Source organism: Actinokineospora terrae, assembly GCF_900111175.1.
GTDB classification, from domain to species: domain Bacteria; phylum Actinomycetota; class Actinomycetes; order Mycobacteriales; family Pseudonocardiaceae; genus Actinokineospora; species Actinokineospora terrae.
The window spans coordinates 149,252-165,749 of the sequence record NZ_FOGI01000005.1 but is presented as its reverse complement, the minus strand read 5'-3'; the positions used below and the strand labels follow the sequence as shown (position 1 = coordinate 165,749).

26 protein-coding genes are annotated in these 16,498 nt (G+C 67.7%); all 26 read right to left on the bottom strand.

Annotation, left to right across the window (positions count from 1 at the left end; genetic code table 11):
• Positions 1–13: 13 nt before the first annotated feature.
• The 26 genes from BMY07_RS12260 to fusA all read right to left on the bottom strand — a co-directional run bounded on the left by BMY07_RS12260 (position 14) and on the right by fusA (position 16,434).
• Positions 14–568 carry an adenylate kinase gene (locus BMY07_RS12260; protein WP_092777697.1) on the bottom strand — a complete coding sequence of 185 codons (555 nt, stop codon included), beginning with the start codon at positions 566–568 and terminating at the stop codon, positions 14–16.
• Positions 565–1,866 carry a preprotein translocase subunit SecY gene (gene secY / locus BMY07_RS12255; RefSeq protein WP_092777695.1) on the bottom strand — a complete coding sequence of 434 codons (1,302 nt, stop codon included), beginning with the start codon at positions 1,864–1,866 and terminating at the stop codon, positions 565–567. Before secY ends, BMY07_RS12260 begins: the two co-directional genes overlap by 4 nt.
• A gap of 207 nt (positions 1,867–2,073) precedes the next feature.
• Positions 2,074–2,688, bottom strand: a complete 615-nt coding sequence (locus BMY07_RS12250; protein WP_092777693.1) for a LysE family translocator — start codon at positions 2,686–2,688, stop codon at positions 2,074–2,076.
• Between the two features lie 273 nt (positions 2,689–2,961).
• Positions 2,962–3,414, bottom strand: a complete 453-nt coding sequence (rplO, locus tag BMY07_RS12245; protein WP_092777691.1) for a 50S ribosomal protein L15 — start codon at positions 3,412–3,414, stop codon at positions 2,962–2,964.
• The gene (rpmD, locus tag BMY07_RS12240; RefSeq protein ID WP_092778305.1) at positions 3,411–3,593 is read right to left on the bottom strand and encodes a 50S ribosomal protein L30; all 183 of its coding nucleotides are present in this window, start codon (positions 3,591–3,593) and stop codon (positions 3,411–3,413) included. Before rpmD ends, rplO begins: the two co-directional genes overlap by 4 nt.
• A gap of 5 nt (positions 3,594–3,598) precedes the next feature.
• Positions 3,599–4,264, bottom strand: a complete 666-nt coding sequence (gene rpsE / locus BMY07_RS12235) for a 30S ribosomal protein S5 (protein WP_092777689.1) — start codon at positions 4,262–4,264, stop codon at positions 3,599–3,601.
• 31 nt (positions 4,265–4,295) lie between these two features.
• The gene (rplR, locus tag BMY07_RS12230; RefSeq protein ID WP_245782338.1) at positions 4,296–4,697 is read right to left on the bottom strand and encodes a 50S ribosomal protein L18; all 402 of its coding nucleotides are present in this window, start codon (positions 4,695–4,697) and stop codon (positions 4,296–4,298) included.
• A gap of 2 nt (positions 4,698–4,699) precedes the next feature.
• Positions 4,700–5,239 (bottom strand): 50S ribosomal protein L6, encoded by a 540-nt coding sequence (gene rplF, locus BMY07_RS12225; RefSeq protein WP_092777685.1) that lies wholly within the window; start codon positions 5,237–5,239, stop codon positions 4,700–4,702.
• Positions 5,240–5,251: 12 nt separating this feature from the next.
• Complete coding sequence (gene rpsH / locus BMY07_RS12220; protein ID WP_092777683.1) at positions 5,252–5,650, bottom strand: 30S ribosomal protein S8; 399 nt, start codon at positions 5,648–5,650, stop codon at positions 5,252–5,254.
• A gap of 120 nt (positions 5,651–5,770) precedes the next feature.
• The gene (locus BMY07_RS12215) at positions 5,771–5,956 is read right to left on the bottom strand and encodes a type Z 30S ribosomal protein S14 (protein ID WP_035279543.1); all 186 of its coding nucleotides are present in this window, start codon (positions 5,954–5,956) and stop codon (positions 5,771–5,773) included.
• A 3-nt stretch (positions 5,957–5,959) separates the two neighbouring features.
• Positions 5,960–6,523, bottom strand: a complete 564-nt coding sequence (gene rplE / locus BMY07_RS12210; RefSeq protein WP_092777681.1) for a 50S ribosomal protein L5 — start codon at positions 6,521–6,523, stop codon at positions 5,960–5,962.
• A 2-nt stretch (positions 6,524–6,525) separates the two neighbouring features.
• On the bottom strand, positions 6,526–6,843 hold the full coding sequence (rplX, locus tag BMY07_RS12205; protein ID WP_092777679.1) for a 50S ribosomal protein L24: 318 nt from the start codon (positions 6,841–6,843) through the stop codon (positions 6,526–6,528).
• 1 nt (position 6,844) lies between these two features.
• Positions 6,845–7,213, bottom strand: a complete 369-nt coding sequence (rplN, locus tag BMY07_RS12200; protein ID WP_018682823.1) for a 50S ribosomal protein L14 — start codon at positions 7,211–7,213, stop codon at positions 6,845–6,847.
• 71 nt (positions 7,214–7,284) lie between these two features.
• Complete coding sequence (gene rpsQ, locus BMY07_RS12195; RefSeq protein WP_092777677.1) at positions 7,285–7,575, bottom strand: 30S ribosomal protein S17; 291 nt, start codon at positions 7,573–7,575, stop codon at positions 7,285–7,287.
• Positions 7,572–7,817 carry a 50S ribosomal protein L29 gene (gene rpmC, locus BMY07_RS12190; protein ID WP_092777675.1) on the bottom strand — a complete coding sequence of 82 codons (246 nt, stop codon included), beginning with the start codon at positions 7,815–7,817 and terminating at the stop codon, positions 7,572–7,574. The genes rpsQ and rpmC overlap by 4 nt, the downstream gene beginning before the upstream one ends.
• Entirely contained in the window at positions 7,817–8,236 is a 420-nt protein-coding gene (gene rplP, locus BMY07_RS12185) for a 50S ribosomal protein L16 (protein ID WP_092777673.1), read from the bottom strand. The genes rpmC and rplP overlap by 1 nt, the downstream gene beginning before the upstream one ends.
• Positions 8,237–8,239: 3 nt before the next feature.
• Positions 8,240–9,067, bottom strand: a complete 828-nt coding sequence (gene rpsC / locus BMY07_RS12180) for a 30S ribosomal protein S3 (RefSeq protein WP_092777671.1) — start codon at positions 9,065–9,067, stop codon at positions 8,240–8,242.
• Positions 9,068–9,496: a 50S ribosomal protein L22 gene (rplV, locus tag BMY07_RS12175; protein WP_092777669.1), complete on the bottom strand. Its 429-nt coding sequence runs from the start codon at positions 9,494–9,496 to the stop codon at positions 9,068–9,070.
• Positions 9,497–9,546: 50 nt separating this feature from the next.
• Entirely contained in the window at positions 9,547–9,828 is a 282-nt protein-coding gene (gene rpsS, locus BMY07_RS12170) for a 30S ribosomal protein S19 (protein WP_092777667.1), read from the bottom strand.
• Between the two features lie 16 nt (positions 9,829–9,844).
• The gene (rplB, locus tag BMY07_RS12165; RefSeq protein ID WP_092777665.1) at positions 9,845–10,681 is read right to left on the bottom strand and encodes a 50S ribosomal protein L2; all 837 of its coding nucleotides are present in this window, start codon (positions 10,679–10,681) and stop codon (positions 9,845–9,847) included.
• Positions 10,682–10,695: 14 nt separating this feature from the next.
• Complete coding sequence (rplW, locus tag BMY07_RS12160; RefSeq protein WP_018682831.1) at positions 10,696–10,995, bottom strand: 50S ribosomal protein L23; 300 nt, start codon at positions 10,993–10,995, stop codon at positions 10,696–10,698.
• Positions 10,992–11,675, bottom strand: coding sequence for a 50S ribosomal protein L4 (gene rplD / locus BMY07_RS12155; RefSeq protein ID WP_092777663.1), 684 nt, complete (start codon positions 11,673–11,675; stop codon positions 10,992–10,994). The genes rplW and rplD overlap by 4 nt, the downstream gene beginning before the upstream one ends.
• Positions 11,675–12,325: a 50S ribosomal protein L3 gene (gene rplC / locus BMY07_RS12150; protein WP_092777661.1), complete on the bottom strand. Its 651-nt coding sequence runs from the start codon at positions 12,323–12,325 to the stop codon at positions 11,675–11,677. Before rplC ends, rplD begins: the two co-directional genes overlap by 1 nt.
• 35 nt (positions 12,326–12,360) lie before the next feature.
• Positions 12,361–12,666 carry a 30S ribosomal protein S10 gene (gene rpsJ / locus BMY07_RS12145; RefSeq protein ID WP_003938093.1) on the bottom strand — a complete coding sequence of 102 codons (306 nt, stop codon included), beginning with the start codon at positions 12,664–12,666 and terminating at the stop codon, positions 12,361–12,363.
• Between the two features lie 332 nt (positions 12,667–12,998).
• Entirely contained in the window at positions 12,999–14,192 is a 1,194-nt protein-coding gene (gene tuf / locus BMY07_RS12140; RefSeq protein ID WP_092777659.1) for an elongation factor Tu, read from the bottom strand.
• A 136-nt stretch (positions 14,193–14,328) separates the two neighbouring features.
• Complete coding sequence (gene fusA / locus BMY07_RS12135) at positions 14,329–16,434, bottom strand: elongation factor G (protein WP_092777657.1); 2,106 nt, start codon at positions 16,432–16,434, stop codon at positions 14,329–14,331.
• Positions 16,435–16,498: the final 64 nt, after the last annotated feature.

The following is a 16,498-nucleotide window of genomic DNA, read 5'->3' as shown; positions in this document are numbered from 1 at the left end:
AGCAGACCACCGGTCACGTCCGGTCGCGCAGCGCCGAGAGCACGCGCTCGGTGATGTCGCCGACCTCGCCGACGGCGTCGACGGTGATCACCGAGTCGCCGTAGTAGCTCAGCAGCGGCGCGGTCTCGGAGCGGTAGATCTCCTGGCGGCGGCGGATGACGTCCTCGTTGTCGTCGGTGCGGCCCCTGGCCAGCAGCCGCTTGACCACGACGTCCTCGTCGACCTTGAACTCCACCACCGCGTCGATCGCCTGGCCGGTGCTGCTCAGGATCTTGCCGAGCACCTCGGCCTGGCCCACGTTGCGCGGGAACCCGTCGAGCAGGAAGCCCGCGCGCGCGTCCGGCTCCTCGAGCCGCTCGCGGACCATCTCGTTGGTGACCTCGTCCGGCACGAGCTGGCCGGAGTCCAGGTACCGCCGGACGTCCTGGCCGAGCTCGGTGTTGTTCGCGATGTGCGCCCGGAACAGGTCCCCGGTGGAGATGTGCGGTACACCGAGCTGTTCGCTCAGCGCTGTCGCCTGGGTGCCCTTGCCCGCTCCGGGCGGTCCAACGAGAACAACACGCGTCACTTGAGGAACCCTTCGTAGTTGCGCTGCATCAGCTGGCTCTCGATCTGCTTCACCGTGTCAAGGCCGACGCCCACCATGATGAGCACGGCGGTACCGCCGAACGGGAAGTTCTGGTTCTGGCCTTGACCGGTGACTTCGAGGAAGAAGTTCGGCAGCACCGCGATGATGCCGAGGTAGATCGAGCCGGGGAGCGTGATGCGGCTCAACACGAAGCTCAGGTACTCCGACGTCGGGCGGCCCGGGCGGATGCCGGGGATGAACCCGCCGAACTTCTTCATCTCGTCAGCACGCTCGTTCACGTTGAACGTGATGGTGATGTAGAAGTAGGTGAAGAAGATGATCAGCGCGAAGTAGATGCCGATGTGCACCCAGCTGGCCTGGTTCACGATGTGGTCGGCGATGAAGCGCTGCCAGGCGGAGCTGTCCTGGCCGACCAGCCGGGAGATCAGGTCCGGCAGGTAGAGCAGCGAGGACGCGAAGATCACCGGGATGACACCGGCCTGGTTGACCTTCAGCGGCAGGTAGGTCGAGGTGCCGCCGTACATCCGGCGACCGATCATGCGCTTGGCGTACTGCACCGGGATGCGGCGCTGGCCCTGCTCGATGAACACGACGCTGGCGATGATCAGCAGGCCGAACACGCAGACGATGGCGAAGACCAGGCCGCCGTTCTGCTTGAGGATGTTCATGCCCTCGGACGGGATGCGCGCGGCGATGTTGACGAACATCAGCAGCGACATGCCGTTGCCGATGCCGCGCTCGGTGATCAGCTCGCCGAACCACATGATCAGCGCGGTGCCCGCGGTCATGGTGATCACCACGACGGACAGCGTGAAGATGTTGCTGTTCGGGATGATGTCGTCCGGGCAGTTGCCGAACAGCTGCTTGCGGTCGGCCATCGCGACGATGCCGGTCGCCTGCAGCACGGCCAGCGCGATGGTGAGGTAGCGCGTGTACTGCGTGAGCTTGCCCTGGCCCGCCTGGCCTTCCTTCTTCAGCTGCTCGAAGCGGGGGATCACCACCGTCAACAGCTGGATGATGATGCTCGCGGTGATGTAGGGCATGATGCCCAGCGCGAACACCGACAACTGGAGCAGGGCTCCGCCGCTGAACAGGTTCAGCAGGCCGTAGATGCCGCTGTTGTCGACGAGGTCGAGGCACTTCTGCACGTTCGGGTAGGACACGCCCGGCGACGGCAGCAAGGCACCGATCCGGTAGACCACGATGATCCCGAGCGTGAAAAGGATCTTACGGCGCAAGTCCGGCGTCGCGAGAGCCGAGCGGAAGGCGCTGAACACGCAAGAACCTCCTCGGCGTCACCGGCAGCTCATTACCGGTGAACGGCTGAACCGGCTTTGCGCCGGCGGGTACAGGGTCGGCCTGCCAGGTATTGGCAGGCCAGGGGCGCTCCGGGGCAACTGACCTCGAAGCGTGCTCTCGACTCTAACAGCACGCCCGCGGCCTCCAGCACCCCGAGGTACCGAGATCCTGCCGGACAACGGGCTTCAGCGGGGTGACGTGGCTAACAGCGCGGCCATTCCGAGCAGGATGACCCCGGTTCCCTGGTCCAACCGCCGGTGCGCGCGCCTGCTCATCCGCACCGCCCTGACCACCGCGCCGACCCCGACGTAGATGCTCCCGGCGACCAGCTCTGCCAGCAGGTACAGCGCGCCGAGCAGCAGGACCTGGACGGTCACCGGCCCGCGGTCGGGCTCGACGAACTGCGGCACGAAGGCGGTGAAGATCAGCACCGCCTTGGGGTTGGTCACCGCGACGAGGAACTCCTTGCGCGCCAGGCTGATCAGGTTCGGTGCCACCTGCTCCTCCGGCACCTCTTCAGGGACCTGCCTGGTCAGCAGGATCCTTGCGCCCAGGTAGACCAGGTACCCGACACCGGCCCACTTGACGACGGTGAGCGCGATCTCGGAGGCGGCCAGCAGGCTGCCCAGCCCGGCCGCCACGGCGGTGATCAGCAGCGCGAACCCGGTCAGCCGCCCGACCAGCGCGGTGACCCCGCGGGCCGGGCCGTAGCGCATGCCGTGGTGCATGCCGAGGAGGTTGTTCGCCCCGGGCGTCATGGCCACCAGGAACGCCGCACCGAGGAACACGAGGACCCACATGGCGGAGTCCTATCATCCGATGGTTGTCCCGGCCAAGGGCTTAAACCGGGAAATCACCAGAGTTGCCCGGCCGCCGGCCGTCCACACCGGACCCGAGCTGTCCACAGATCGAGCCGAGGTGTCCACAGTCCGGAGCGGGTTGTCCACAGGCAGCGACCACGCGCTTCCGCCCCGGCGCCGCCCGCTGGAAGGATCGATCCGGGGGCTGCTCAGCGCCGGGAGACGCCGAAGGGCCCCGGACACGAGGTCCGGGGCCCTTCGGGAAGAGCGTGCTTACGCGCTCGCCAGGGTGGCGGTGCCACCCGCGGCGGTCAGCTTCTCCGACGCGGAGCCGGAGAACTTGTCCGCCGTGACGTTGAGCTTGACGCCGTTGACGTCGCCGTTGCCCAGGACCTTGACCAGCGAGCCCTTGCGGACCAGACCGGCGTGGACCAGGTCGGCGATGCTCACGTCGCCGCCGTCGGGGAACGCCGTGGCGACGTCCCCGACGTTGACGACCTGGTACTCGACCCGGAAGCGGTTCTTGAAGCCCTTGAGCTTCGGCAGCCGCATCTGGATCGGCATCTGGCCACCCTCGAAGCGCGCGGGGACGTTCTTGCGCGCCTTGGTGCCCTTGGTGCCTCGACCAGCGGTCTTGCCCTTGGAGCCCTCACCACGACCGACACGGGTCTTGGCCTTGTTGGCGCCAGCGGCTGGCCGCAGGTGGTGGATCTTGATGGCCATCAGTCGACCTCCTCGACGGTGACGAGGTGGCGGACGGTGTGGATGAGGCCGCGCACCTCTGGCGTGTCCTCGCGCACGGTGAACTGCCGGATCTTGCGCAGCCCGAGCGTGCGGAGGGACTCACGGTGGTTGCGCTTGGTGCCGATGGAGCTGCGCACCTGCGTGACCTTCAGCTGTGCCATCGTCGTCACGCCCCCGTCCCGGCGGTGGCCGCGGCGGCGCGGGCGCGGAGCATGCCCGCGGGTGCCACGTCCTCCAGCGGCAGGCCGCGGCGGGCCGCGACCTCCTCCGGGCGCTGCAGGCCGCGCAGTGCGGCCATGGTCGCGTGAACGATGTTGATGGCGTTGTCGCTACCCAGCGACTTCGACAGCACGTCGTGCACGCCCGCGCACTCCAGGACGGCGCGGACCGGGCCACCGGCGATGACGCCGGTACCGGCACTGGCCGGGCGCAGGAGCACCACGCCAGCCGCCTTCTCACCCTGGATCGGGTGCGGGATGGTGCCGCCGATGCGGGGGACGCGGAAGAAGTTCTTCTTCGCCTCCTCGACACCCTTCGCGATCGCGGCGGGCACCTCCTTGGCCTTGCCGTAGCCGACACCGACCATGCCGTCGCCGTCACCGACCACGACCAGGGCGGTGAAGCTGAAGCGACGACCGCCCTTCACGACCTTGGCGACCCGGTTGATGGCGACCACGCGCTCGAGGTGCGGGGTCTTCTCCGCGGCGGCACCGCGGCCGCCACCGTCACGGCGGTCGCGCCGGTCGCGGCGCTCACCGCGGTCGTTGCCGCCCTGGCCGCCGCCGGGGCCGCCCTGGCCCTGGCCGCCGAACTGCCGCGTACGTCCCGGCATCAGGCGTTCCTTCCCTTGTGCAGAACCATCATCAGAACTCCAGCCCCGCTTCGCGGGCCGAGTCGGCCAGCGACGCGATCCGGCCGGTGTACTTGTTGCCGCCCCGGTCGAAGACGACCTTGGCGATGCCAGCGGCCTTGGCGCGGTCGGCGAGCAGAGCGCCCACCTTGGCCGCGCGGGCCTTCTTGTCGCCGTCCACCGCGCGGACGTCGGCTTCCAGGCTGGACGCACTGACCAGAGTGTGCCCAGCGAGGTCGTCGATGACCTGCGCGGTGATGTGCCTGGCCGACCGGTGCACGACCAGGCGGGGGCGCTCGACGGTGCCCGCGACCTTCTTGCGGAGCCGGAAGTGCCTGCGAGCCTTGGAGACGCGGCGCCGGGTGGAGATGTCCTTGCCCACCGGCTTGCGCTTGGTGACTGTGGAGTCGCTCATGATCACTTACCCGTCTTTCCGACCTTGCGGCGGATCTTCTCGCCCGCGTACCGCACGCCCTTGCCCTTGTACGGGTCGGGCTTGCGCAGCTTGCGGATGTTGGCCGCGACCTCGCCGACGCGCTGCTTGTCGATGCCGGAGACGGAGAACTTGGTCGGGCTCTCCACCGCGAAGGTGATGCCGTCTGGGGCGGTGACCTTGACCGGGTGGCTGTAGCCGAGCGCGAACTCCAAGTCGGAGCCCTTGGCCACGACGCGGTAACCGACGCCGTGGATCTCCATCTTCTTCTCGTAACCGGCGGTGACGCCGATGACGACGTTGTTGACCAGCGAGCGGGTCAGGCCGTGCAGGGCCCGGTTCTGCCGCTCGTCGTTGGGCCGGGTGACCTGGAGGGTGCCGTCCTCGGCGCGCTCCACGGTGATCGGCTCGGACACGCTCAGCGCCAGGGTGCCCTTGGGGCCCTTCACGCTGATGCTCTGTCCCTCGATGGTGACGTCAACCCCGGCTGGGACGGGGATCGGAAGCCTTCCGATGCGAGACATTCTGTTTCCCCCTTACCAGACGTACGCGAGGACTTCGCCGCCCACGCCCTGCTTACCGGCTTGGCGCTCGGTCAGCAGGCCGCCGGACGTGGAGATGATGGCCACGCCGAGGCCGCCGAGGACCTTGGGCAGGTTGGTCGACTTCGCGTACACCCGCAGGCCGGGCTTGGACACCCGTCGCAGACCGGCGATGCTCCGCTCGCGGTTCGGGCCGTACTTCAGCTCGACGACGAGGTTCTTGCCCTTCTCGCCGTCCTCGTCGCGGTAGCCCGCGATGTAGCCCTCGCGCTTGAGGATCTCGGCGATGTTCGCCTTGAGCTTGCTGTGCGGCAGCACGACCGAGTCGTGGTATGCCGAGTTGGCATTGCGCAGACGAGTCAAGAAGTCTGCGATCGGGTCGGTCATCGTCATGGTGACCTGTCAACCTTTCTCGCCGGGGTTCCCAGGGGAGGGCCTACGGCGAACTGGGGGATACAAGCCGGTGAGGCACCACTGGGCCACTCCCGATCAGGAGTGGCCCGAGTGGTTCACCTACCAGCTGGACTTGCTGACGCCGGGGAGTTCACCGCGGTGTGCCATCTGCCGCAGGCAGATCCGGCACAGCCCGAACTTGCGGAACACCGAGTGCGGGCGACCGCACCGGTTGCACCTGGTGTAGGCGCGGACCGCGAACTTGGGCTTGCGGGCTGCCTTGGCGACCAGAGCCTTCTTAGCCATGGATCACTGCTCCTTGAAGGGGAAGCCCAGGTGCTTGAGCAGCGCCCGGCCCTCCTCGTCGTTGGTCGCGGTGGTCACGATGGTGATGTCCATGCCGCGCTGCCGGTCGATGGAGTCGGGGTCGATCTCGTGGAACATGGACTGCTCGTTGAGACCGAAGGTGTAGTTGCCGTTGCCGTCGAACTGCTTGCCCGACAGGCCGCGGAAGTCGCGGATGCGGGGCAGTGCGATCGTCAGCAGGCGGTCGAGGAACTCCCACATGCGGTCGCCGCGCAGCGTCACGCGCGCGCCGATCGGCATGCCCTCGCGCAGCTTGAACTGCGCGATGGACTTGCGGGCCTTGCGGACCTCGGGCTTCTGGCCGGTGATGGTGGCCAGGTCGCGGACCGCGCCCTCGATGAGCTTGCCGTCGCGGGCGGCGTCGCCGACACCCATGTTGACGACGACCTTCACCACGCCGGGGATCTGCATGATGTTCGCGTAGTCGAACTCACCCCGCAGGGTGGTGACGATCTCTTCGCGGTAGCGGGTCTTGAGCCGCGGGATGACCTTCTCAGTGGTAGTCATGATCAGATCTCCTTCCCGTTGCCCTTGCCGCGGGCCACGCGGACCTTGCGGCCGTCGTCGTTGAACGCGTACCCGACCCGGACGGCCTTGCCGTCGGCCACCAGCATGACGTTGCTGACGTGGATCGGGGCTTCCTGGGTCACGATGCCGCCGGACTGCGCGCCGCGCTGGGTCTGCGAGATCCGGGTGTGCTTCTTGATCCGGTTGACGCCCTCGACCAGGACCTTGTTGGTGGTCGGGTAGGCCTGGATGACCTTGCCCTTCGCGCCCTTGTCCTTGCCGGAGATCACGACAACGGTGTCACCCTTTTTGATCTTCATGTCAGAGCACCTCCGGTGCGAGCGAGATGATCTTCATGAACTTCTTGTCGCGCAGCTCGCGGCCGACCGGGCCGAAGATGCGGGTCCCGCGGGGCTCGCCCTCGTTCTTGATGAGGACGGCCGCGTTCTCGTCGAAGCGGATGTAGGAACCGTCCGGACGACGGCGCTCCTTGACGGTGCGGACGATGACCGCCTTGACGACGTCACCCTTCTTCACACCGGCACCGGGGATCGCGTCCTTGACGGTGGCGACGATGATGTCGCCGATACCCGCGTAGCGGCGGCCGGAGCCACCGAGAACACGGATGCAAAGGATTTCCTTCGCACCGGTGTTGTCGGCGACGCGCAGCCGCGACTCCTGCTGGATCACGTGCTCAACTCCCTGACCATTCGTGGCCTGCCAGATTTCCGACCTGACAGGCTCGGCCTAGCTGTCTTCCCTTACTTGGCCTTCTCGAGGATCTCCACGAGCCGCCAGCGCTTGGTCGCCGACAGCGGGCGGGTCTCCATCAGCAGGACCCGGTCACCGACACCCGCGGTGTTCGCCTCGTCGTGCGCCTTCACCTTGGTGGTGGAGCGCAGGACCTTGGCGTAGCGCGGGTGCTTCTTGCGGTCCTCGAGCGCGACGACGATGGTCTTGTCCATCTTGTCGGACACGACCAGGCCCTCGCGGACCTTGCGGTTGTTGCGCACGTCGGTCGCGGTCTCGGTCACGGTCTCGTTCTCGCTCATGCAGCACCTTCATTGCTGGTCGCGTCCGGGGACGCCGAGAGGCCGAGCTCGCGCTCGCGCATCACGGTGTAGACCCGGGCGATGTCCTGCCGGACGACCCGCAGCCTGCGGTTGTTGTCCAGCTGCCCGGTGGCCATCTGGAAGCGGAGGTTGAACAGCTCCTCCTTGGCCTCCCGCAGCCGCAGCACCAGCTCCTCGTCGGTCAGCTCGCGCAGGTCCGAGGACGTGGTTCCCGCCGCCATCAGAAGTCACCACCCTCACGCGTGACGATCCGGCACTTCATCGGGAGCTTGTGGATGGCGCGACGCAGCGCCTCGCGCGCGACCTGCTCGTTCGGGAAGCTCATCTCGAAGACGACGCGACCCGGCTTGACGTTGGCCACCCAGTACTCCGGGGAGCCCTTGCCGGAACCCATGCGGGTCTCGGCGGGCTTCTTGGTCAGCGGGCGGTCCGGGAAGATGTTGATCCACACCTTGCCACCGCGGCGGATGTGCCGGTTGATGGCGATACGCGCGGACTCGATCTGCCGGTTGGTCACGTAAGCGGGCTCCAGCGCCTGGATGCCGAACTCGCCGAAGGTGACCTTCGTTCCGCCCTTGGCCGCACCGGCCCGCTTGGGGTGGTGCTGCTTGCGGTGCTTGACCCTGCGCGGGATCAGCATGGGTCAGCCCTCCCCGTTACCCGCGGAGCTCGACGCAACGTCGGACTCCGACTTCGTCTGCGCCTCGGCGGCGGCACGCCCCGCCTCGGTGCTGGTGGCAGTGGTGCCGGTGGCACCGGAGCGCCGAGCGCGGTTCGGGCGCTCGCGGCGCGGCTCGCGCCGGGAGTCCGGCGCTGCCGAGCGGGTGTCGGACTCGCGACGACCGCCGACGACCTCGCCCTTGTAGATCCACACCTTGACGCCGATGCGGCCGAAGGTGGTGCGGGCCTCGAAGAAGCCGTAGTCGATGTCGGCGCGCAGCGTGTGCAGCGGGACGCGACCCTCGCGGTAGTGCTCGGAGCGCGACATCTCGGCGCCACCGAGGCGGCCACCGCACTGCACCCGGATGCCCTTGACCTGCGGCGAGCGCATGGCCGACTGGATGGCCTTGCGCATCGCGCGGCGGAAGGACACCCGGTTGGACAGCTGCTCAGCGGTCACCTGGGCGACCAGCTGGGCGTCGGCCTCGGGGTTCTTGACCTCGAGGATGTTGAGCTGCACCTGCTTCTTGGTGAGCTTCTCCAGCTCGCCGCGGATCCGGTCGGCCTCGGCGCCGCGGCGGCCGATGACGATGCCCGGGCGGGCGGTGTGGATGTCGACGCGCACCCGGTCGCGGGTCCGCTCGATCTCCACGCGGGAGATGCCCGCGCGCTCCATGCCCTTGGACAGCAGCTTGCGGATCTTCACGTCCTCAGCGACGTACTCCGCGTACTGCTTGTCCGCGTACCAGCGCGACCGCCAATCGGTGGTGATGCCGAGTCGGAAGCCGTGCGGGTTGATCTTCTGCCCCATCTAGCGGGCACCACCCTTCGTGCTCGTCCGGCGCTTGGGCGCCTGCTTGGCCACCACCGGACGCGACTCCACCTCGACCGTGATGTGGCTCGTGCGCTTGCGGATCCGGTACGCCCGCCCCTGGGCGCGCGGCCGGAACCGCTTCAGCGTCGGGCCCTCGTCCACGTACGCCACGGCCACCCACAGGGTGTCGGGGTCGAGGTTGAGGTTGTTCTCTGCGTTGGCGACGGCGCTCGCGAGCACCTTGGCCACCGGGTCGCTGGCTGCCTGCGGCGCGAACCGGAGCACGGCCAGGGCCTCGCTGGCGCTACGTCCCCTGATGAGCTCGACGACGCGGCGCACCTTCATCGGCGTGGCGCGAACGTAGCGAGCCCGTGCCACGGCGCGCGGAAACTCTTCCTGCGCCTCGGCATCGTTACGGGCGTTCATCGCTGCTTCCCTTGCTCTCTTCTAGCTTGCTCTGGTGATCGAGCCGCCGACTAGCGGCGACGGGCCTTGCGGTCGTCCTTGATGTGGCCCTTGAAGGTGCGGGTCGGGGCGAACTCGCCCAGCTTGTGCCCCACCATGGCCTCGGAGACGAACACCGGGACGTGCTTGCGGCCGTCGTGCACCGCGATCGTGTGCCCCAGCATGTCGGGGATGATCGTGGAGCGACGCGACCAGGTCTTGATGACGGTCTTCTTGCCGGACTCGTTGAGCACGTCCACCTTCTTGAGCAGGTGGTCGTCCACGAACGGGCCCTTCTTCAGGCTGCGTGGCATTGTCTTAACCTCCTGCTCAGCGCTTCTTGCCGGTACGGCGGCGGCGGACGATCATCTTGTCGCTGGCCTTCTTGCGGCTGCGGGTGCGGCCCTCGGGCTTACCGGCCGGGTTCACCGGGTGGCGACCACCGGAGGTCTTGCCCTCACCACCACCGTGCGGGTGGTCGACCGGGTTCATCGCGACACCGCGGACGGTCGGGCGGCGGCCCTTCCAGCGCATGCGGCCCGCCTTGCCCCAGTTGATGTTGGAGTGCTCGGCGTTGCCGACCTCGCCGACGGTGGCGCGGCAGCGCACGTCGACGTTGCGGATCTCGCCGGAGGGCATGCGCAGCTGCGCGTACGGACCGTCCTTGGCGACCAGCTGCACGCTGGTGCCCGCGGACCGCGCGATCTTCGCGCCGCCACCGGGGCGGAGCTCGATCGCGTGGATCACGGTGCCGACCGGGATGTTGCGCAGCGGCAGGTTGTTGCCCGGCTTGATGTCGGCGCGGGGGCCGTTCTCAATCGGGTCGCCCTGCGACAGCTTGTTCGGCGCGATGATGTAGCGCTTCTCGCCGTCGGCGTAGTGCAGCAGCGCGATGCGCGCGGTGCGGTTGGGGTCGTACTCGATGTGCGCGACCTTGGCTGGCACACCGTCCTTGTCGTTGCGCCGGAAGTCGATCAGTCGGTACGCGCGCTTGTGACCGCCACCCTTGTGCCGGGTGGTGATCTTGCCGTGCGCGTTGCGACCGCCCCGTCCGTGCAGCGGACGGATCAGTGACTTCTCCGGCGTCGACCGCGTGATCTCGGCGAAGTCCGAGACACTGGCGCCGCGACGACCCGGGGTCGTCGGCTTGTACTTGCGGATACCCATGTCTGCTCAGTCCCTTACGCGGCCGGGCCGCCGAAGATCTCGATCGGCTTGCTCTCGGCGGACAGCGTCACGATTGCCCGCTTGGTGTCCTTGCGCTTGCCGTACCCGGTGCGGGTCCGCTTGCGCTTGCCGTTGCGGTTCAGCGTGTTGACGCTGACGACCTTGACGCCGAAAACCTTCTCCACCGCGATCTTGATGGCGGTCTTGTTGGCGTCCGGGTGCACCACGAAGGTGTACTTGTTCTCCTCGAGGAGCCCGTAGGACTTCTCGGAGATCACCGGCGCGAGAAGGATGTCTCGGGGGTCGGGGATCACTTGTCCTCCTCGGACTTCGCGGCCTCGGCCGAGGTGGCCCTGGCCTTGCCGACCTTGACCGGCCGGGACAGGAAGTCGTCGTAGGCGGCCTTGGTGAACACCACGTCGTCGTTGACCAGCACGTCATAGGTGTTGAGCTGGTCGGGCGCGATCACGTGCACGTGCGGCAGGTTGCGCACCGACACCCAGGCGACGTCCTCGTCGCGGGTCAGCACGACCAGCACGCGCCGGGCGCTGGTGATCGACTCCAGCAGCAGGCGGGCGGTCTTGGTCGACGGGGTGTCCCCGTCCACCAGGCCGGTCACCACGTGCACCTGGCCCGCGCGCGCCCGGTCGGAGAGGGCACCGCGCAGGGCGGCGGCCTTCATCTTCTTCGGGGTGCGCTGCGAGTAGTCGCGCGGCTGCGGGCCGTGGACCACGCCACCGCCGACGAACTGCGGCGCGCGGGTCGAGCCCTGGCGGGCGCGGCCGGTGCCCTTCTGGCGGTACGGCTTCTTGCCGCCGCCGGAGACCTCGCCGCGGGTCTTGGTGGAGTGCGTGCCCTGGCGGGCCGCGGCCAGCTGGGCCACCACGACCTGGTGCATCAGCGGCACGTTGGCCTGGACGTCGAAGATCTCGGCGGGCAGCTCGACGCTGCCGTCGGTCTTGCCGCCAGGGGCCTTGATGTCAACGCTGCTCATCAGGCACCGCCCTTCGCGGCAGTCTTGAGGAACACCAGACCGCCCTTGGGGCCGGGAACGGCGCCCTTGAGCAGGATCAGGCCGGACTCGGCGTCCACCTGGTGCACCGTGAGGTTCTGGGTGGTCACGCGCACGTGGCCCATGCGGCCCGCCATGCGCAGACCCTTGAAGACGCGGCCCGGGGTGGCGCAGCCGCCGATGGAGCCGGGCGAGCGGTGCTTGCGCTGGGTGCCGTGCGAGGCGCCGAGGCCCTTGAAGCCGTGGCGCTTCATGACACCAGCGGTGCCCTTGCCCTTGGTCGTACCGGTCGCGTCGACCACCTGACCGGCCTCGAACACCTCAGCGGTGATCTCCTGGCCGAGCTCGTAGGACGCGGCGTCGGTGGTGCGCAGCTCAGCGAGCACGCGGCGCGGGGTGACACCGGCCTTGGTGAAGTGCCCTGCCTCGGGCTTGTTCACCTTGCGCGGGTCGATGGCGCCGTACGCGAGCTGGACGGCGACGTAGCCGTCGCTGTCCTGGGTGCGCACCTGCGTGACCACGTTGGGCCCCGCCTTGACGACGGTGACCGGGACGATCCGGTTGTTCTCGTCGAAGACCTGGGTCATCCCGAGCTTGGTGCCCAGGATTCCCTTCATCTGCCTGTCAGACATGACTGTGTTTCTCTCCGCCGCTCAGCGCCGCACGCTTACTGGATGTTGACGTCGACACTCGCAGGCAGATCGATGCGCATGAGCGCGTCGACCGTCTTCGGGGTCGGGTCGAGGATGTCGATGAGACGCTTGTGCGTGCGCATCTCGAAGTGCTCGCGCGAGTCCTTGTACTTGTGCGGCGAGCGGATGACGCAGTAGACGTTCTTCTCCGTGGGCAGCGGCACTGGCCCCACGACCCGTGCGCCGGTGCGCGTCACGGTCTCCACGATCTTTCGCGCGGACGCGTCGATCGCCTCGTGGTCGTAGGCCTTGAGCCGGATGCGGATCTTCTGTCCCGCCATGGTGGCTTGCCGTTCCTCTTGTCGTTGCGATGTCGGCAGACCTGTCAGGCCGAACCGCGCCGCTTCCCTGTTCACATGCTGCGATCCCGCGGCTCCCGGTCCACGCGGTCGGGCGTGTCGCGCCCGTGTCGCATGGCGGTCCCTTGGACGAAATCCTTGGGCAAGCCGAGCATCTGTTGTCTAGAGGGGTGCTGACACCCCGGCTCCCACGCGGAGGCGGCCGGTACGTGGAACCCGGCCGCCCCGCGACGAGCAACCCATGAAGGATGCCACACGCAGGTGTGACGATCCAAATCGGGGGGTCGGACCGCCTGGTCCGACCCCCGGTGGCACTACTTGAGGATCTTGACGACCCGACCGGCGCCGACGGTGCGGCCACCCTCGCGGATGGCGAAGCGCAGACCCTCGTCCATCGCGATGGGCTGGATCAGGTTGACCGTCATGCCCGTGCTGTCGCCCGGCATGACCATCTCGGTGCCCTCGGGGAGGGTCACCACGCCGGTCACGTCGGTGGTGCGGAAGTAGAACTGCGGGCGGTAGTTGTTGAAGAACGGGGTGTGACGACCGCCCTCGTCCTTGCTCAGGATGACGACCTGGGCCTCGAACTCGGTGTGCGGGGTCGTGGTGCCCGGCTTCACGATGACCTGGCCGCGCTCGATGTCCTCGCGCTTGATGCCGCGCAGCAGGAGACCGACGTTGTCACCGGCCTGGCCCTGGTCGAGGAGCTTGCGGAACATCTCGACACCGGTGACGGTGCTCTTCTGCGCCTTCTCCTTGATGCCGACGATCTCCACCTCCTCGTTGACGTTGATGATGCCGCGCTCGATGCGACCGGTCGCGACGGTGCCGCGGCCGGTGATCGTGAAGACATCCTCGACGGGCATGAGGAAGGGCTTGACGACGTCGCGCTCGGGCTCCGGGATGCTCTCGTCCACGGCGTCCATGAGCTCGATGAGGCGGGCGCCCCACTCGGCGTCGCCCTCGAGGGCCTTGAGCGCGGAGACGCGCACGACCGGGAGGTCGTCACCCGGGAAGTCCTGAGCGGACAGCAGCTCGCGGACCTCGAGCTCGACGAGCTCCAGGATCTCCTCGTCGTCGACCATGTCGGCCTTGTTCAGCGCGACCACGATGTAGGGCACGCCGACCTGGCGGGCCAGCAGCACGTGCTCACGGGTCTGCGGCATCGGGCCGTCGGTCGCCGCGACCACCAGGATGGCGCCGTCCATCTGCGCGGCACCGGTGATCATGTTCTTGACGTAGTCGGCGTGACCCGGGCAGTCGACGTGCGCGTAGTGGCGCTTCTCCGTCTGGTACTCGATGTGCGCGATGGAAATGGTGATACCGCGCTGCTTCTCCTCCGGCGCCTTGTCGATCTCGTCGAACGGCGTGAAGGGGTTCAGGTCGGGGTACTTGTCGTGCAGGACCTTCGAGATGGCCGCGGTCAGCGTGGTCTTGCCATGGTCGATGTGACCAATGGTGCCGATGTTGACGTGCGGCTTGGTCCGCTCGAACTTGGCCTTCGCCACTGGACTGTCCTCCTGGACTGGATCTGCTGCTCTGTTCCACTTCCGAGCCGGACATTATCTGCCCGGCCCGGGAGCGGCTATCTGGGTCTGTTGCGGGCCGCGGGGCCGAGGTGGCCCCGCTTACGCGGGTAGGGGACTACTCCCCCGTCGCCTTGGCGATGATTTCCTTCGCCACGTTCGCGGGAACCTCGGCGTAGGAGTCGAACACCATCGAGTAGTTGGCGCGGCCCTGGGTCTTGGACCGCAGGTCGCCCACGTACCCGAACATCTCAGACAGCGGCACCAGCGCCTTGACGATGCGGGCCCCGCTGCGCTCCTCCATGGCCTGGATCTGGCCGCGGCGGGAGTTCAGGTCGCCGATGACATCGCCCATGTAGTCCTCGGGCGTGGTCACCTCGACCGCCATCATCGGCTCCAGGATCACGGGGCCTGCCTTGCGGGCAGCCTCCTTGAGCGCCATGGAACCGGCGACCTTGAACGCCATCTCGGAGGAGTCCACCTCGTGGTAGGCACCGTCGAGCAGCGTCAGCTTCAGCCCCACGAGCGGGTAACCGGCGAGAACACCGTACTGCATGGCGTCCTGCGCACCGGCGTCGACCGAGGGGATGTACTCGCGCGGGACGCGGCCACCGGTGACCCCGTTGGCGAACTCGTAGAGCGCGCCGTCGCTGGTCGTGGTGTCGAGCGGCTCGAGCTTGATGACGACCTTCGCGAACTGGCCCGACCCACCGGTCTGCTTCTTGTGGGTGTAGTCCAGCTTCTCGACCGTCTTGCGGATGGTCTCGCGGTAGGCCACCTGCGGCTTGCCGATGTTGGCCTCGACCTTGAACTCGCGGCGCATGCGGTCCACCAGGATGTCCAGGTGGAGCTCGCCCATGCCCGCGATGATCGTCTGGCCGGTCTCCTCGTCCAGGCTGACCTTGAAGGTGGGGTCCTCCTCGGCCAGCTTCTGGATCGCGGTGCCCAGCTTCTCCTGGTCGGCCTTGGTCTTGGGCTCGATGGCGACCTGGATGACCGGGTCCGGGAAGGTCATCGACTCGAGCACGATCGGGTTCGCCGGGTCGGACAGGGTCTCACCGGTGGTGGTGTCCTTGAGCCCGATGACGGCGTAGATGTGCCCGGCGATGGCCTCGTCGACCGGCTGCTCCTTGTTGGCGTGCATCTGGAAGAGCTTCCCGATGCGCTCCTTGCGGTCCTTGGTCGAGTTGATGACCTGGGCACCGGAGGCGACCCGTCCCGAGTAGACGCGGACGTAGGTGAGCTTGCCGAAGAACGGGTGCGAGGCGATCTTGAAGGCCAGCCCGGAGAACGGCTCCTCCACGCTGGGCCTGCGGGTCACCTTGGTCTCGCCGTCCTGCAGCGTGCCCTCGACGGCGGGGACGTCCAGCGGCGACGGCAGGTAGTCGATCACGGCGTCGAGCATGGGCTGCACGCCCTTGTTCTTGAACGCCGAGCCGCAGAGCACCGGGTACGCGGTCGCGTCGGTGACGATCTTGCGGATGCCGGTCTTGATCTGCTCGACCGACAGCTCCTCGCCACCGAGGTAGAGCTCCATGAGCTCGTCGTCGGTCTCGGCGACCGCCTCGATCAGGGCGTCCCGGTACTCCTGCGCGGTCTCCAGCAGGTCTTCCGGGATCGCCTCGATCGTGTAGTCCTCGCCCTTCTTCACCTCACCGCGCCAGGTCAGCGCCCGCATCTCGACCAGGTCGACGACGCCGATGAAGTCGCCCTCGGCACCGATCGGGATCTGGATGGGCAGCGGCTTGGCGCCGAGGCGCTCGGAGATGGTGCGCACGGTGAAGTAGAAGTCCGCGCCCAGCTTGTCCATCTTGTTGACGAAGCAGATGCGCGGGACGTCGTACTTCGATGCCTGGCGCCAGACCTGCTCGGACTGGGGCTCGACACCTTCCTTGCCGTCGAACACCGCGACGGCACCGTCGAGCACCCGCAGGGACCGCTCCACCTCGACGGTGAAGTCGACGTGCCCCGGGGTGTCGATGATGTTGATCTGGTGGTCTTTCCAGTAGCAGGTGGTGGCAGCCGAGGTGATCGTGATGCCCCGCTCCTGCTCCTGCTCCATCCAGTCCATGACCGCGGCGCCGTCGTGCACCTCGCCGATCTTGTAGCTGATCCCCGTGTAGAAGAGGATCCGCTCGGTCGTCGTGGTCTTGCCCGCGTCGATGTGGGCCATGATCCCGATGTTGCGGACCTTGGCCAGGTCGGTCAGCACGTCGAGTGCCACGGGTTCTTCCCCTGTCCTTGAGCTACGGCGCCGCTGAGGCGTCCACCGGATGGCGGACGCCCGT

Coding starts and splice junctions, on each gene's coding strand:
- rplV (WP_092777669.1), bottom strand. CDS start 9,496: ATGAACGCCCGTAACGATGCCGAGGCGCAGGAAGAGTTTCCGCGCGCC.
- rplE (WP_092777681.1), bottom strand. CDS start 6,523: ATGACTACCACTGAGAAGGTCATCCCGCGGCTCAAGACCCGCTACCGC.
- rpsS (WP_092777667.1), bottom strand. CDS start 9,828: ATGCCACGCAGCCTGAAGAAGGGCCCGTTCGTGGACGACCACCTGCTC.
- rpmD (WP_092778305.1), bottom strand. CDS start 3,593: ATGGCACAGCTGAAGGTCACGCAGGTGCGCAGCTCCATCGGCACCAAG.
- rplP (WP_092777673.1), bottom strand. CDS start 8,236: ATGCTGATCCCGCGCAGGGTCAAGCACCGCAAGCAGCACCACCCCAAG.
- rpsQ (WP_092777677.1), bottom strand. CDS start 7,575: ATGAGCGAGAACGAGACCGTGACCGAGACCGCGACCGACGTGCGCAAC.
- rplR (WP_245782338.1), bottom strand. CDS start 4,697: ATGAGCGACTCCACAGTCACCAAGCGCAAGCCGGTGGGCAAGGACATC.
- BMY07_RS12215 (WP_035279543.1), bottom strand. CDS start 5,956: ATGGCTAAGAAGGCTCTGGTCGCCAAGGCAGCCCGCAAGCCCAAGTTC.
- rplF (WP_092777685.1), bottom strand. CDS start 5,239: ATGTCTCGCATCGGAAGGCTTCCGATCCCCGTCCCAGCCGGGGTTGAC.
- rplD (WP_092777663.1), bottom strand. CDS start 11,675: ATGAGCAGCGTTGACATCAAGGCCCCTGGCGGCAAGACCGACGGCAGC.
- rpsE (WP_092777689.1), bottom strand. CDS start 4,264: ATGCCGGGACGTACGCGGCAGTTCGGCGGCCAGGGCCAGGGCGGCCCC.
- rplX (WP_092777679.1), bottom strand. CDS start 6,843: ATGAAGATCAAAAAGGGTGACACCGTTGTCGTGATCTCCGGCAAGGAC.
- rplC (WP_092777661.1), bottom strand. CDS start 12,325: ATGTCTGACAGGCAGATGAAGGGAATCCTGGGCACCAAGCTCGGGATG.
- rpsH (WP_092777683.1), bottom strand. CDS start 5,650: ATGACGATGACCGACCCGATCGCAGACTTCTTGACTCGTCTGCGCAAT.
- rpmC (WP_092777675.1), bottom strand. CDS start 7,817: ATGGCGGCGGGAACCACGTCCTCGGACCTGCGCGAGCTGACCGACGAG.
- rpsJ (WP_003938093.1), bottom strand. CDS start 12,666: ATGGCGGGACAGAAGATCCGCATCCGGCTCAAGGCCTACGACCACGAG.
- rplB (WP_092777665.1), bottom strand. CDS start 10,681: ATGGGTATCCGCAAGTACAAGCCGACGACCCCGGGTCGTCGCGGCGCC.
- BMY07_RS12250 (WP_092777693.1), bottom strand. CDS start 2,688: ATGTGGGTCCTCGTGTTCCTCGGTGCGGCGTTCCTGGTGGCCATGACG.
- rpsC (WP_092777671.1), bottom strand. CDS start 9,067: ATGGGGCAGAAGATCAACCCGCACGGCTTCCGACTCGGCATCACCACC.